The organism is Streptomyces siamensis (genome assembly GCF_039543605.1).
GTDB lineage: Bacteria > Actinomycetota > Actinomycetes > Streptomycetales > Streptomycetaceae > Streptomyces > Streptomyces siamensis.
Window position 1 is genome coordinate 81,575 of sequence record NZ_BAABKB010000009.1, and the last position, 13,833, is coordinate 95,407.

Annotated in this window: 11 protein-coding genes and 1 pseudogene; 5 read left to right on the plus strand and 7 right to left on the minus strand. The window is 72.6% G+C overall.

All coding sequences use genetic code 11. From position 1 onward, the window contains the following. Positions 1-114: 114 nt before the first annotated feature. The 5 genes and pseudogenes from ABEB03_RS16260 to zapE form a co-directional block, all read right to left on the minus strand. Positions 115-1,215, minus strand: coding sequence for an SPFH domain-containing protein (locus ABEB03_RS16260; RefSeq protein WP_345648543.1), 1,101 nt, complete (start codon positions 1,213-1,215; stop codon positions 115-117). A gap of 136 nt (positions 1,216-1,351) precedes the next feature. Beyond that, positions 1,352-2,806: a SulP family inorganic anion transporter gene (locus ABEB03_RS16265; protein ID WP_345648548.1), complete on the minus strand. Its 1,455-nt coding sequence runs from the start codon at positions 2,804-2,806 to the stop codon at positions 1,352-1,354. Between the two features lie 59 nt (positions 2,807-2,865). Then, positions 2,866-3,093 (minus strand): annotated as a pseudogene (locus ABEB03_RS16270) (carbonic anhydrase); the annotation flags it as partial. A 70-nt stretch (positions 3,094-3,163) separates the two neighbouring features. Then, complete coding sequence (locus ABEB03_RS16275; RefSeq protein ID WP_345648550.1) at positions 3,164-3,502, minus strand: hypothetical protein; 339 nt, start codon at positions 3,500-3,502, stop codon at positions 3,164-3,166. A gap of 215 nt (positions 3,503-3,717) precedes the next feature. Further along, positions 3,718-4,857 carry a cell division protein ZapE gene (gene zapE / locus ABEB03_RS16280; protein ID WP_425589246.1) on the minus strand — a complete coding sequence of 380 codons (1,140 nt, stop codon included), beginning with the start codon at positions 4,855-4,857 and terminating at the stop codon, positions 3,718-3,720. Between zapE and ABEB03_RS16285 the strand changes: the two genes are divergently transcribed. The 4 genes from ABEB03_RS16285 (at position 4,856) to msrB (ending at position 8,160) form a co-directional block, all read left to right on the plus strand. Beyond that, positions 4,856-5,650 (plus strand): pyrimidine reductase family protein, encoded by a 795-nt coding sequence (locus ABEB03_RS16285; protein ID WP_345648556.1) that lies wholly within the window; start codon positions 4,856-4,858, stop codon positions 5,648-5,650. The genes zapE and ABEB03_RS16285 overlap by 2 nt on opposite strands. A gap of 132 nt (positions 5,651-5,782) precedes the next feature. Beyond that, positions 5,783-6,256, plus strand: a complete 474-nt coding sequence (locus tag ABEB03_RS16290) for an indole-3-glycerol phosphate synthase (protein WP_345648559.1) — start codon at positions 5,783-5,785, stop codon at positions 6,254-6,256. Positions 6,257-6,335: 79 nt separating this feature from the next. Continuing rightward, on the plus strand, positions 6,336-7,724 hold the full coding sequence (murC, locus tag ABEB03_RS16295) for a UDP-N-acetylmuramate--L-alanine ligase (RefSeq protein WP_345648562.1): 1,389 nt from the start codon (positions 6,336-6,338) through the stop codon (positions 7,722-7,724). A gap of 28 nt (positions 7,725-7,752) precedes the next feature. Beyond that, positions 7,753-8,160 carry a peptide-methionine (R)-S-oxide reductase MsrB gene (msrB, locus tag ABEB03_RS16300; RefSeq protein ID WP_345648565.1) on the plus strand — a complete coding sequence of 136 codons (408 nt, stop codon included), beginning with the start codon at positions 7,753-7,755 and terminating at the stop codon, positions 8,158-8,160. Positions 8,161-8,235: 75 nt separating this feature from the next. Here the strand turns inward: msrB and ABEB03_RS16305 are convergent, their stop codons facing one another. Beyond that, entirely contained in the window at positions 8,236-10,617 is a 2,382-nt protein-coding gene (locus ABEB03_RS16305) for a SpoIIE family protein phosphatase (protein ID WP_345648568.1), read from the minus strand. 409 nt (positions 10,618-11,026) lie between these two features. On the opposite strand from ABEB03_RS16305, the gene ABEB03_RS16310 reads away from it, so the two are divergent. Further along, positions 11,027-12,445: a YhgE/Pip domain-containing protein gene (locus tag ABEB03_RS16310; RefSeq protein WP_345648570.1), complete on the plus strand. Its 1,419-nt coding sequence runs from the start codon at positions 11,027-11,029 to the stop codon at positions 12,443-12,445. A 7-nt stretch (positions 12,446-12,452) separates the two neighbouring features. Here ABEB03_RS16310 and ABEB03_RS16315 read toward each other — a convergent pair whose 3' ends face one another. Then, positions 12,453-13,583: an MFS transporter gene (locus ABEB03_RS16315; RefSeq protein WP_425589249.1), complete on the minus strand. Its 1,131-nt coding sequence runs from the start codon at positions 13,581-13,583 to the stop codon at positions 12,453-12,455. Positions 13,584-13,833: the final 250 nt, after the last annotated feature.

Here is a 13,833-nt window from a genome sequence, read left to right on the forward strand (position 1 = left end):
CTTCGGACTCAGTCAGCAGTCAGCGCGCCGGGACACTTTCCGGCGTCGTCGTGTTCATCGCGGCACGCTGCATGGTCCCGACCGTAACAAGGCGGCAGGGGCGCCGCACCGGATTTATCCGCCGCCCGGTACGTCACGGCCGGCGGGGTCGTCACGCCCGAAGATCCCGCCCGGGTCATCCTTCGGGTCACCCGGGCCCGCGGCGAGTCCGAGCTCGTCGGGTTCGGCGGTGAGTTCGAGCTCGTCGGGTTCGGTGGTGAGGCCGAGTTCGTCCGGTTCGGTGGTGAGGCCGAGGCCACTCGGTTCGGCGGCGGGCGGGAGTTCGTCCGGAGCGGCCGCCGGCCGGCGTCCGTCGGGCTCGGCGGTGAGTTCCCCGGGAGCGCCGGACCGCCCCGGCGCCGTGTCCCCGGCCGGGCGCGGCAGCTTGTCCGCGGGGGCCGCGGGAGCCGTCTGCCCCGCCTGCGCCTTCTCCAGGAACCTGAGGAGCTCCACCGGGAACGGGAGCACGAGCGTCGAGTTCTTCTCGGCCGCGACGGCCACCACCGTCTGCAGCAGCCGCAACTGGAGCGCCGCGGGCTGCTCGGACATCACCCCGGCGGCCTCCGCCAGCTTCCTGGAGGCCTGGAGTTCCGCGTCCGCGTTGATGATCCGGGCGCGGCGCTCGCGGTCGGCCTCGGCCTGCCGGGCCATGGACCGCTTCATCGTCTCCGGCAGCGACACGTCCTTGATCTCCACACGGTCGATCTGCACGCCCCAGCCGATCGCGGGGCTGTCGATCATCAGCTCCAGACCCTGGTTGAGCTTCTCGCGGTTGGACAGCAGGTCGTCCAGATCGCTCTTGCCGATGATGGACCGCAGCGAGGTCTGCGCCATCTGCGAGACCGCGAACCGGTAGTCCTCGACCTGGATGACCGCGTTCGCCGCGTCGACCACCTTGAAGTAGACGACCGCGTCCACCCGCACGGTCACGTTGTCCCGTGTGATGCCCTCCTGCGCCGGCACGGGCAGGGTCACGATCTGCATGTTGACCTTGTGCATCCGGTCCACGACCGGAACGATCATGGTGAATCCCGGCGTGCGCACGTTCCCCGCGAGCCTGCCCAGCCGGAAGACCACACCGCGCTCGTACTGCTTGACGACCCGGGCCGCCGCGGCGAGGTAGACCAGACCGGCCGAAGCCGTGGCCACGCACGCGACGACGAGTTCTTCGACCATGACGACCCCCTTCCGAGCCGCCCGGCACACCCGTCGAGTATGCCCAACATGTCCACTTTACGTCGTGGGGCCGGGCCGCCGTGCGGCGGCCCGGCCCGGTGCCGGAGCCCGCGCGGGGCGGGCTCCGGTGCGCGGTTCAGTGCCCTGGCGTGATCTTCACCGGCTCGACGCCCGCCGCGCTGTGCCGCTCCGACCAGGTCTCCAACGCCGTCCGGCACGCGTGGTCCAGATGGTGCAGTCCGGACAGGTCCAGCTCCACCGGCCGGTCCTGCGGCAGCGCCTCCAGGCTGTCGAGGATCTTCGGCAGCCGCAGGAACGTCGCGTTGCCCGAGAGGTACACCTGGACGGGGCCCGCCCCCTTGTCTATGACGTCGAGGCGGACCTGGGAGGCCTCCCAGGCCGTCTTGCCCACGGCGAGTGCCATCCCGATGAGGACTCCCTCGAACATGCTGACGGCGACGATCGACACCGCGGTGACGACGAGGACCAGCGCCTCGCCCCGGTGCTCGCGCCACAGCGACGCGATCTCGCGCAGCGGGATCAGCCGCCAGCCCGCGTGCACCAGGACGCCCGCGAGGGCGGGCAGCGGGATGACGCCGAGCGCGGCGGGCAGCAGCGCCGCGAACAACAGCAGCCACACGCCGTGCAGGACGCGGGAGGCCTTGGTCCGCGCGCCCGCCCGGACGTTCGCCGAACTGCGGACGATCACCGCGGTCATCGGCAGGGCACCGAGGATCCCGCAGACCGTGTTGCCCGCGCCCTGGGCCATCAGCTCCTGGTCGTACCGGGTCCGCGGCCCGTCGTGCAGCCGGTCCACGGCCGCCGCGCTGAACAGGGACTCGGCCGACGCGATCAGCGTGAAGGCGAGGATCGTGCCGAGGACACCGACACGCCCGAGTTCGCCGAACGCGTCGAGCGGCGGCGGCTGGACCGACTCCAGCAGACCGTGCACCTCGACCCTCGCGACGGGAAGCCCGAACACGGACACGGCCAGGGTGGCGAGGGCGACCGCGCCGAGCGCCGCCGGAACCGCGCGTACGCGCCGCGGCAGCCGGGGCCACAGCACCAGGACGACCACGGTGCCGGCGCCGAGCCCCAGCGAGACCAGCGCCTCGGTGCTCCGCACGGCGTCCGCCAGCGCCCCCGGCAGCCCGGTGATCTTGTCGAGCCCGGACGCCGGTGCCTTCAGGCCCGCCATCGAGTAGAGCTGGCCGGCGATCAGCACGAGCCCGATCCCGGCCAGCATGCCTTCGACGACGGAGACCGAGATCGCCCGGAACCAGCGCCCCAGCTTCAGGGCGCCCATGAGCAGTTGGAGCAGGCCCGTCGCGAGCACGACGACCCCGAGGACGGGGAGGCCGTACTCCCGTACGGCCTCGAAGACCAGGACGGTCAGCCCGGCGGCCGGCCCCGACACCTGGAGGCTGCTGCCGCGCAGCGAGCCGGTGACGAGGCCGCCCACGATGCCGGTGACCAGGCCGAGTTCGGCGGGTACGCCGGAGGCGACGGCGACACCCACGCACAGGGGCAGGGCGACCAGGAACACGACGACCGACGCGGCGAAGTCCTGCCGCAGGTGGGGGAAGGTCATCGTGCGCCGCACAGCGCCTCGAAGGTGTCGGTGTCCGGCCGCTGAGCGTGTACGGCATCGGTGTGGACCTCGTAGGTCGGCCGGTCCGAAGTGGGGGGAGGGACGATGGCGCCCGCGGTGTGCGGGTCGAGGAGCTGCCCGGGACGGGCGCCGGTGATCAGGGCCGGAACGACCCTGGAGTCGGAGCAGGTGACGAACAGCACCTGCGCGGACCGGCCGTGGGCGGGCGAGGCGAAGTCCTCGGGCCGCCGGCCGATGGAGCGGGCATGGTCGATGGGGGGTTGCATGTCGGATCCTCCTGGCGCGCCCTGTGGGCGCGTCGGCTTGCACAACGGAGCGTGGGGGGAATCGCTCCGCTCAGCATCGGAAGACCTGAAGCCCCTCCGGGGAGTGCGCGGCCGGGGATCTCGGCGTGCGGGGGTGCGAGGCGGCGCCCGGGACGAAGGAGTGCCCGGCCGCGGGGCCGTCCACCGGCAGGGGGTGCGACGGCGGTTCGGGTACGAGGTCCTCGTCGCGGGCGTGCCGACGGGCACCGGGGGCCGGAGTGGCCTTGTGCGGATGCTCGGTCTCGGCGCAGGCGACGGTCTCACCCCTGTGCGCGGACGCGAACGTATCGGCGGGGCCGAGGAGTTGCAGGAAGATCAGCACGGCGGCGAGCGCCGTGAACAGGGTCCGGGCCGTCCTGCCTCGTAACATGCGCCCCCCTTCCGGCGGTTCGCGCACGCCGGGAGTCGGCGCGTACAAGTACGTTAACCCGCCGAGTCGTTTGCGCGGTTAACTCCGCGTTTCACCCGCGAAGTGCGCCCGAAAGAGGTCGTGCAGTTGGCGTGATCCCGTGCTGGGGGGCCGTGACCCCGAGCGTGCCGTCGGCGGGCCGCGGCCCGGCCTCGGGGGCGCCCCCGAAGAGACCTCTAGTCGTGGACGATGTCCTTGGCGTCCCGGGCCAGCGCGGTGAGCCGGGAGATCGCGCGGAAGTACTTCTTGCGGTAGCCGCCGTTCAGCATCTCCTCGCTGAACAGCTGGTCGAAGGGCTTCCCGGAGGCGAGGACCGGCACCTCCCGGTCGTACAGGCGGTCGGCGAGCACGACCAGCCGCAGCGCCGTCGACTGGTCCGGGACCGGCTGCACGTCGGTGAGGCAGACGGCCCGGACGCCGTCCGTCAGGGCGCCGTACCGGCTGGGGTGGACGCGTGCGAGGTGGTCCAGCAGGTGCGGGAAGTCGTCCAGGGAGGCGCCGTCGGTGGCGTACGCGGTCTTGGTGACCTGCTCGTCGGAGAACGGTGCCGGGGCCTCGGGCAGCCCGCGGTGGCGGTAGTCCTCGCCGTCGATGCGCAGCGGCCGGAAGTGCGCCGACAGGCCCTGGATCTCGCGCAGGAAGTCGGCGGCGGCGAACCGGCCCTCGCCGAGCTTGCCCGGCAGTGTGTTCGAGGTGGCCGCGAGGGCCACGCCCGCGTCGACGAGCTTGCCGAGCAGCGTGGAGACCAGGACGGTGTCGCCCGGGTCGTCGAGCTCGAACTCGTCGATGCACAGGAGACGGTGCCCGGAGAGGGTCTGCACGGTCTTCTGGAAGCCGAGCGCGCCGACCAGGTTGGTCAGCTCCACGAAGGTCCCGAAGGCCTTGAGCGAGGGCTCCGCGGGGGTCGCGTGCCACAGAGAGGCGAGGAGGTGGGTCTTGCCGACGCCGTATCCGCCGTCGAGATAGACGCCGCGGGGGCCGGCGGGCGACTTCTTCGCGGCCTTGCCGAAGCCGAACAGCCGGCGCTTGGGGGCGCCTACAGCGTGGGCCCCGCCGAGTCCGCCGGCGAAGCCTTCGAGGACGCCTACGGCCTCGGTCTGGCTGGGCTGGTTCGGGTCCGGGATGTAGGTGGCGAAGCGGACCGAGTCGAAGCGCGGCGGCGGCACCATCTCGGCGACGAGCCGGTCGGCGGGGACGTGGGGCTCGCGGGCGCACAGTGACAGCGGAGCCGCTTCGGGTATCGGGCCGATCCCGGCGGCGGTGGTGGTGGACGACACGGTCACCCACTCTAAGCGCCGTGCCACACTGCACGTCATGCGACGCCTGTTCCCTGTGACCTATGAAACAGCAGCCCAGGCCCCGGGTGAGGCCCCTGTGACGGGTGCGACGGACCGGGAATGGGGGCTCGCGGAACTGGCCGAGGCCTACGCATACCCGGACGTCCGGGGGCCCTGGCTGCGCGCCAACATGGTCTCCACGCTCGACGGCGCAGCCCAGCACGACGGGCGTTCGCAGCCCATCTCCAGCGCCACCGACATGCGGGTCTTCGGGGTGCTGAGGGGCCTCGCGGACGCCGTCGTGGTCGGTGCGGAAACGGTACGCCAGGAGGGTTACCGGCCGGCCCGCGCGCGTGAGGCCTTCGCGGCCCTGCGGGAGGCCGCCGGACAGGGCCCCGCGCCCGCGATCGCGGTCGTCTCGGCCGGCCTCGACCTGGACTTCTCGCTTCCGCTGTTCACCTCGCCGCTGGTGCCCACACTGGTGCTGACCGGCGCCGCGGCGGACCCGGACAGGATCGAGGCGGCACGCGCGGCGGGTGCCCGGGTGGTGATCGCCGGGGACGGGGCGGGGGTGGACCCGGCCCGCGCCGTGCGGGCCCTGGGCGACCTCGGACTCACCCGGCTCCTGACGGAGGGCGGGCCCCGCCTGCTGGGGCAGCTGATCGCGGCCGGAGTGCTCGACGAGCTCTGTCTGACGGTGTCGCCCATGCTCACGGCGGGGGGTGCCCAGCGGATCGCCGGAGGGCCCTCGGTGGCGGTCCCGGCGCGGTTCGAACTCGTGTCCCTGCTGGAGGAGGCCGGGTTCCTGTACAGCCGATACCGTCGGCCCTGACAAGTCGGCGGAATGCGCCGTTCCGTTTATCTTCCGCTGGGCACACTAAAACGCGCAGCCCCCGCGAGATCACGGGGCAGGATGGTTTCAGCAGGGGGCCGGGACGGCCCACGGAGGAGAAGGGCGCCTGTCGTGTTCACAAGCGTATTGATGATCGAGAAGGCCCTGACGTCCGCCGACGTGGAGTTCGTCACCACCTTGCACGGTGACGAGCCGGTCGCCTTCCATGTGCTGCTCCAGCCCCGCGGGGACCAGGCGGACCGGCTGCTGCGGGCCATCGACGACGTCGCGCTCGGCGAACTGGACGAGGCCGCCCGCGAGGGCGAGACGCCCGAGGGCGAGGCCGCCGCCGACCAGGGGCAGCAGGCCCTGGACGTGTCACTGGTGGCGCTGCGTGCCACCGGCAGCGCGGCCGAGGGCCGGCTCGTCGAGGACCACCCGCTGGACGCCCTGAAGGCCCTGGTCGACGAGATCGACGCCGACGAGGTGATCGTGCTGACCGACCCCCACTACGTGGAAGAGTTCTTCCACCGGGACTGGGCCTCGCGGGCCCGCCACAAGGTGGGCGTGCCGGTGCTGAAACTCTTCTCGCACAGCAAGGCATAGGCTTGCCCCCGCGCGCTCCGGCGCCACCCGATCCGCAACACCTCTCGACCCGCTCGACGCATCCTGGGGAGACACACGCATGGCACCCGGCCTTCCTACCGCCATGGACCGACCGCACTTCATCGGCATCGGCGGAGCCGGGATGTCGGGCATCGCGAAGATCCTCGCGCAGCGCGGCGCCGCGGTCGCCGGCAGCGACGCCAAGGATTCCGCGACCGCCGAGGCCCTGCGCGCGCTCGGCGCGACGGTGCACATCGGCCACGCGGCCGACCACCTCGCCACCGACGCCACCTGCGTCGTCGTCTCCTCCGCGATCCGCGCCGACAACCCGGAGCTGGCCCGCGCGGCCGAGCTCGGCATCCCCGTGGTGCACCGCTCGGACGCCCTGGCCCGCCTGATGGACGGCCTGCGCCCGATCGCCGTCGCGGGCACGCACGGCAAGACCACCACGACCTCGATGCTCGCCGTGTCGCTGTCCTCGCTCGGCCTGTCCCCGTCGTACGCGATCGGCGGCGACCTCGACGCGCCCGGCTCGAACGCCCTGCACGGCGACGGCGAGATCTTCGTCGCCGAGGCCGACGAGTCGGACCGCAGCTTCCACAAGTACGCGCCCGAGGTCGCGATCGTCCTCAACGTCGAGCTCGACCACCACGCCAACTACGCGTCCATGGACGAGATCTACGAGTCCTTCGAGACCTTCGTGGACCGGATCGCCGAGGGCGGCACGCTGGTGATCTCGGCGGACCACGAAGGGGCGCGGGAACTCACGCGCCGGGTCGGGGGCCGCGACGTCCGGGTCGTCACGTACGGCGACTCCGCCGACGCCGACGTCCGGGTGCTCTCGGTGGTCCCGCAGGGACTCAAGAGCGAGGTGACCGTCCTCCTGGACGGCGCCGAGCTCACCTTCACCGTCTCCGTGCCCGGCCGCCACTACGCGCACAACGCGGTCGCGGCCCTGGCCGCCGGCGCGGCACTGGGCGTCCCGGCGTCCGAGCTGGCCCCGGCCCTGGCGTCGTACACGGGTGTCAAGCGCCGCCTCCAGCTCAAGGGCGAGGAGGCCGGCGTCCAGGTCGTCGACTCCTACGCGCACCACCCGACCGAGATGACGGCCGACCTGGAGGCCATGCGCGCCGGTGCGTCCGGCCGCATCCTCGTGGTCTTCCAGCCGCACCTGTTCTCCCGCACCCAGGAGCTGGGCAAGGAGATGGGCGAGGCCCTGGCCCTTGCGGACGCCTCCGTCGTCCTGGACATCTACCCGGCCCGCGAGGACCCGATCCCGGGCGTCACGAGCGACCTGATCATCCAGGCGGCACGGGCCGCGGGCGCGGACGTCACGGCGGTCCACGACAAGGGCGACGTGCCCGAGACGGTCGCGGGAATGGCGAAGCCCGGTGATCTCGTTCTCACCATGGGCGCGGGCGACGTCACGGACCTCGGTCCGGAGATCCTGGCCCGCCTGTCGAAGTAGCCACAGCGTTCGTGAGGGGTTGAGCTTCATGTCGTACGACGTCGAAAAGCCGGACGAGCAGTGGCGTGCGGAGCTGACCCCGGCCGAGTACGCCGTACTGCGCAAGGCGGGCACCGAGCCCGCCTTCACCGGCGAGTACACCGACACCAAGACCGAGGGCGTGTATTCCTGTCGCGCGTGCGGGGCCGACCTCTTCACCTCGACGGAGAAGTTCGAGTCGCACTGCGGCTGGCCCTCCTTCTACGACCCGAAGAACAGCGACGCGGTCGAGCTGATCGAGGACCGCTCGCACGGGATGGTGCGGACCGAGGTGCGCTGCGCCCGCTGTGGTTCCCACCTCGGACACGTCTTCGAGGGGGAGGGCTACGCCACCCCGACCGACCAGCGGTACTGCATCAACAGCATCTCGCTGCGGCTGGCGCCGGACGAGAGCTGAGCACGGCACTGCCCGGCAGGACCGGGAGCGGACCCGCCCGGCACCGGCCGGGCGGGTCCGCTCGCGTACGGCGCACTAGTCGGCGCGGAGCGTCTGTTCGGCCCAGATGGTCTTGCCCGAACCCGTCTGACGCGTGCCCCAGCGGTCGGTGAGCTGGGCGACCAGCAGGAGGCCGCGCCCGCCCTCGTCGAAGGTGCGGGCCCGGCGCAGATGCGGCGAGGTGCTGCTGGCGTCGGACACCTCGCAGATCAGCGCCCGGTCGCGGATGAGCCGCAGCTGGATCGGCGGCCCGCCGTAGCGGATGGCGTTGGTGACCAGCTCGCTGACCACCAGCTCGGTGACGAACACGGACTCGTCGAGCCCCCACTCGGCGAGCCGTTCGCCGACGTGCTGCCGGGCCGTGGCCACCACCGCCGGATCGGACGGCAGGTCCCACACCGCCACCTGGTCGGCGTCCAGGGCGCGGGTGCGGGCCAGCAGCAGGGCCACGTCGTCGGCAGGGCGCTCCGGGAGCAGTGCCTTGAGCACGTTGTCGCAGGCGTCGTCCAGATTCCCGGCGGGGGCCGCGAGCGCGCTGCACAGGGTGGCCGTGCCCGCGTCCACCTCCAGGTGGCGGGCCTCCACGAGCCCGTCCGTGTACAGAGCCAGCACGGATCCTTCCGGGAGGTCCAGCTCCGTGGACTCGAAGGGCAGCCCGCCGATGCCGAGCACGGGACCGGCGCTCACCTCGACGACCTCGACTTCTCCCTCCGGATAGAGCACGGCGGGCGGCGGGTGCCCGGCGGAGGCGATCGTGCAGTGCCGCGCCACCGGGTCGTAGACCGCGTACAGGCAGGTCGCGCCGATCTGGCCGCCCGGCTGGCTGTCGTCGGCCGTGAGATGGCCGACCAGGTCGTCGAGGTGGGTGAGCAGCTCGTCCGGGGGCAGGTCGACGTCCGCGAGCGTCCAGACCGCGGTGCGCAGCCGGCCCATCGTGACGGAGGCGTGGATGCCGTGCCCCACCACGTCCCCGACGACCAGCGCCACCCGGGTCCCGGACAACGGGATGATGTCGAACCAGTCGCCGCCCACGCCCGCCCGGGACAGCGCCGGAAGGTAGCGGGAGGCGAACTCCACCGCCGCCTGACCCACCATGGCCTGCGGCAGCAGACTGCGTTGCAGTGCCAGCGCGGTGGTGTGTTCCCGGGTGTACCGGCGCGCGTTGTCGACGCAGACGGCGGCTCGGCTGGCCAGCTCCTGCACCAGTGACACGTCGTCCTCGTCGAAGGGGTCGGGACTCCCCGTCGTGAGCAGCCGTACGAGTACGGCCACCCCGAGCGTCGTGCCGCGCGCCACCAGGGGTACGGCCATCAGTGAGAAGTCACAGTCCTCCGACTCCCGCGGCCGGGTGGCCCGGCTGTCGTGGCGGGCCAGCCAGATGTCGAGGCCCGGCTCGCCGCTCCTGGTGACCACCACCTTGCCGGTCGCCAGCGCGCGGGCGGGCGGCGAGGCCGGCGGATACACGTCCGCGGAGCCCAGAGCGATCGCCGCCTCCGGCACCCCGGCGGTACGCGAGTGGTGGGCGACGCGGCGCAGCTCCACATCGGCGCCCACCGCGCCGACGGAGGGTTCCTCCCCCCGCAGTACGGAGTCCAGCAGGTCGACGCTGGCGAAGTCCGCCATCCGCGGCACCGCCAGTTCGGACAGCTCCTGCGCGGTGTGGATCACGTCGAGCTTCGTGCCGATGCTGGTGGCCGCCTTGTTCAGCAGCGCGAGGCGCTGTCTGGCCCAGTACTGCTCGCTGCTGTCGAACGCGGCCGCCGCCACCCCGAGCAGGTCCCCCGCGGGGCCGCGCAGCGGCCACATCTCGGTGTTCCAGGCGTGCGTGCGCGTCCCGGAGGGGGCCCGCGTCCAGCTCTCGTAGTGCACCGGCCGATCGGTCTCCACGACCTCCTGAAGATGGCGCACGAAGCCGCGGCTGTGCTCCTCGTTCTCCACGGTGTCCGGGAAGAACCGGCCGACGAACTCGGCCTCCGCCCGGCCCATCAGCCGGGACGCCGTGTCGTTCATCAGCAGGTACCGCTGCTCGGTGTCGAAGACCGACATCGACACCGACGACTGCCGGAACGCCAGGTCGCCCAGGGCCCGGCCCCGGTCGTCCGGTGTCGCGGTGATCACGTATCCCGAGGCGTCACCCCGCTCGCCGAGCAGCGCCCACGCCCGCAGCGCCAGATCCGTGCGCCGCCCGTCCCGGCACCGCACAGCCACCACGCTTCCGCCGCTCGTCCGCAGCTCCTGCCAGGCCGTATCGGCGTCGCCGTCGATCAGCTCCGCCAACGGCCGCCCGTGGACCTCCTGGGCGGTGTGGCCCGTCAGCATCCGGGCACCGTCGCTCCAGCCCGTGACGACTCCGTGGGCATCCACCACCGCCATGGCGTCACCGGCCGCAGACCCCGCGGGCCTCGGCAATGTCACCATGTGTACAAGCATGATCTGATCGGGCAGTCCCCTCAACCGGGCCGGTCAGGTCCCCCGCCCGCCCGCCCGCACAACCGGTCCGGCGGGCGGGGGAGACGAGGCGGACGAGGCCCAACGCGCTTACCTGCGCGGCCTCTTGGGGACCCGGTGGGCGAGCCCCGCAGCCGTCCGCGGTGCGGCGTGGGCAGCCCGGCCGCCGCGGAGGGCGAAACCCCGCCGCCATCGCCGCACGCGCGGACCCGCTCCCGGTGGCCGCGAGGTCGGCGCGTCGTCGAACGCGGCACCACCGGACGCACCATGCTGACCTCGGCGGACGGCTTTGCGGGTGCGGGTGCGTCCGCCCTCGCGCGGCGGTGCCGGGCCTCCCGGAAGCCGGTCCCGAAGGCAGGCCCGGATCTCAGGGAGCACCATGGACGCCGACAACGAAGACCGCGAGCCGTCCCGCCCCGGGACCCGGCCGCACACCCCGGGCGGGGGAGCGGCCGGTGCCGCGGGCGAAGCCACTGCCGGCAGCGGGGGCGGGACCGGCGGGACACCCGACGGCGAGCCGGGCCGGACCAGCCCCCACGCCCCCGCCGAGGCCCGTGCCTCCGCGCTGCTGCGGCGTCCCCGGCTGTGGCTGTTCCCCACCGCCATGACCGGGCTCCTCGCACTGCTGCTGTCCCTGCTCTACATGGGCGGCATCGTGAACCCGAGCGGGCATCTGCACCATCTGCCCATCGGCATGGTCGACGAGGACCGGGGCCGCCCGCTGCCGGGGCAGCGGCAGAACCTCGGCGCGCAGATCACCGACAAGATCCTGTCCGGCGACGTCCTGGGCCAGGCCGGCTGGCGTCGGCTCACCCGTGCCCAGGCCCAGGAACAGATGGCCTCCGGGAAGATCTACGGCGCCCTGGTCGTCCCGGCGGACTTCACCGACTCCGTGGCCGCGCTCACCACGGCGAACGCGACGGTCCGGCCGACGATGACCGTGCTCACCAACCCGGGGATGGGCAGCCTGGGCTCCTCGCTGGCATCCCGGATCGGCACGACCGCCGCCCAGCAGGCTTCCGCGGCCGTCGGCAAGCAGCTGACGACGGCCCCCGCCACCGCGCGGGCCGGCGCCACCGAGCGACTGCTGCTGGCGGATCCGGTCCAGGTCGTCACTCAGGTGGGACGCCCCATCGGCACGCACAGCGGCCTCGGCCTCACCGCGTTCTACTACACCCTGCTGCTCGTGCTCGCCGGATTCCTCGGCGCCAACATCATCAACACCGGTGTGGACACCGCCCTCGGCTACGCCGACGGTGAGATCGGCCCCTGGCACACCCGCAGGCCGACCGTGCCGATCGACCGCACCCGGACCCTGCTGCTGAAGATGGCCATGACCGCCGGGATCTGTGTTCTCTCGGTCTCCCTCGTCATGGTGGCCACCGTCGCGATCCTCGGCATGGACGCCACCCGTCTGCCGTTGCTGTGGATCTACTCGTACTGCGCGAGCCTCGCGGTCGGCCTCGGTGTCCAGGCCATCAACGCGGCGTTCGGCGGGATCGGGCAGCTCGTCTCCATGTTCGTGTTCATCGTGCTGGGCCTGCCGTCGTCGGGGGCCACCGTCCCGCTCCAGGCCGTCCCCGGCTTCTACCGCTTCCTGTCGGTCTTCGAGCCCATGCGCCAGCTCAGCGACGGGGTGCGCGCCATCCTCTTCTTCGACGCGCGTGCCGACGCCGGTCTCGCCCGCGCCTGGACCATGATCGCCGTCGGTTCCGCCCTGGCCCTGCTCTTCGGCTTCGCGATGACCCGCTACTACGACCGCAAGGGGCTGCATCGCATGATCCCCCGCCTCGCCTGACGTCCGGTCAGGCGGCGTCGGCGGCCCGTCGGCCCGCCGCGCGTTCCGTCGTCCAGTACAGCAGCGCCAGTACGGGCAGGGCCGTGCCGAATGCGGCCACCGCGGGCCAGCCCGCCGCGTGGTATGCGACGGAGGCGAGTTGGGAGCCGAGCGCCCCGCCGACGAAGAAGATGGCGATGAACGCGCTGTTGAGCCGGGCCCGGGCGTCGGCGTCGAGTTGGTAGATGGTGTGCTGGCCGAGGATCAGGGTGCTCTGGACGGCCATGTCGAGCAGCACGGCGGCCAGGGCGAGCAGGACGATGTGGTGCCCGCCCAGCCCCGCGACGGCGAACGCGACGGCGGCGACGGCGAGGGCGACGCCGGTCATCGGCCGGGTCAGCCCCCGGTCGGCCCAGTGTCCCGCGACCGGCGCCACCACCGCACCGGCCGCCCCGACCAGCGCGAACAGGCCGACGCCGACGGGGGAGTAGTGGAAGGGCGGGCCGGTGAGGACGTACGAGACGGTCGTCCAGAAGGCGCTGAACGCGCCGAACATGGCCGCCTGGTAGAGCCCGCGCCGCAGCAGCGCCGGGTGGGTGCGCACCAGTCGCAGCGTGGAGCGCAGGACGTGGGCGTACGGGATCGTCGTGGTCGGTGCGTGCGCGGGCAGGGCGGCGCGCAGCGCCACGGCCAGCACGGCCATCAGGACGGCGGAGCCGAGGTAGACCACACGCCAGCCGGCCGCGTCGGAGACCAGGCTGCTGAGCGTGCGGGAGAGCAGGATGCCGGTGAGCAGACCGCTCATCACCCGGCCGACGATGCGGCCGCGTGCGTGATCGGGGGCGAGGCTCGCGGCGAACGGGACGACGATCTGGGCGACGACCGAGGTGGCCCCGGCGACGAGCGACGCGGCCAGCAGCAGGGGGAAGCTCGTCGCGAGGCCCGCCGCGACCAGGGCCAGCGTGGTGACGCCCAGCAGTACGGTGATCAGTCCGCGCTTCTCCAGCCGGTCGCCGAGCGGGACCAGGAAGAGCATGCCGATGACGTAGCCGACCTGGGTGAGGGTGATCAGCCCACCGGCCGCCGCGGTGCTGACGTGGAAGACGTCGCGCAGCGACGACAGCAGTGGCTGCGCGTAGTAGAGGTTGGCGACCGTCATGCCGGAGGCGACGGCGAGGAGGACGACCAGTCGGCCCGGTACGCCGTGTGCGGACGTGACGGCGGACGGGCTCGGGGACCTGAGCCCGGAGGATTCGGAGGATTCGGAGGATTCGGAGGATGCGGACACGGCACCTTCTCGGGAAGAGAACCGGCGGGGCGGTTCGGCGGAAACGCTGTCTGCTGGACGGGCGGCCTCCTTGCCGCCCGTACGGTCTCCTCAGCACCGGACGGGACGTGTCCCTTCCCCT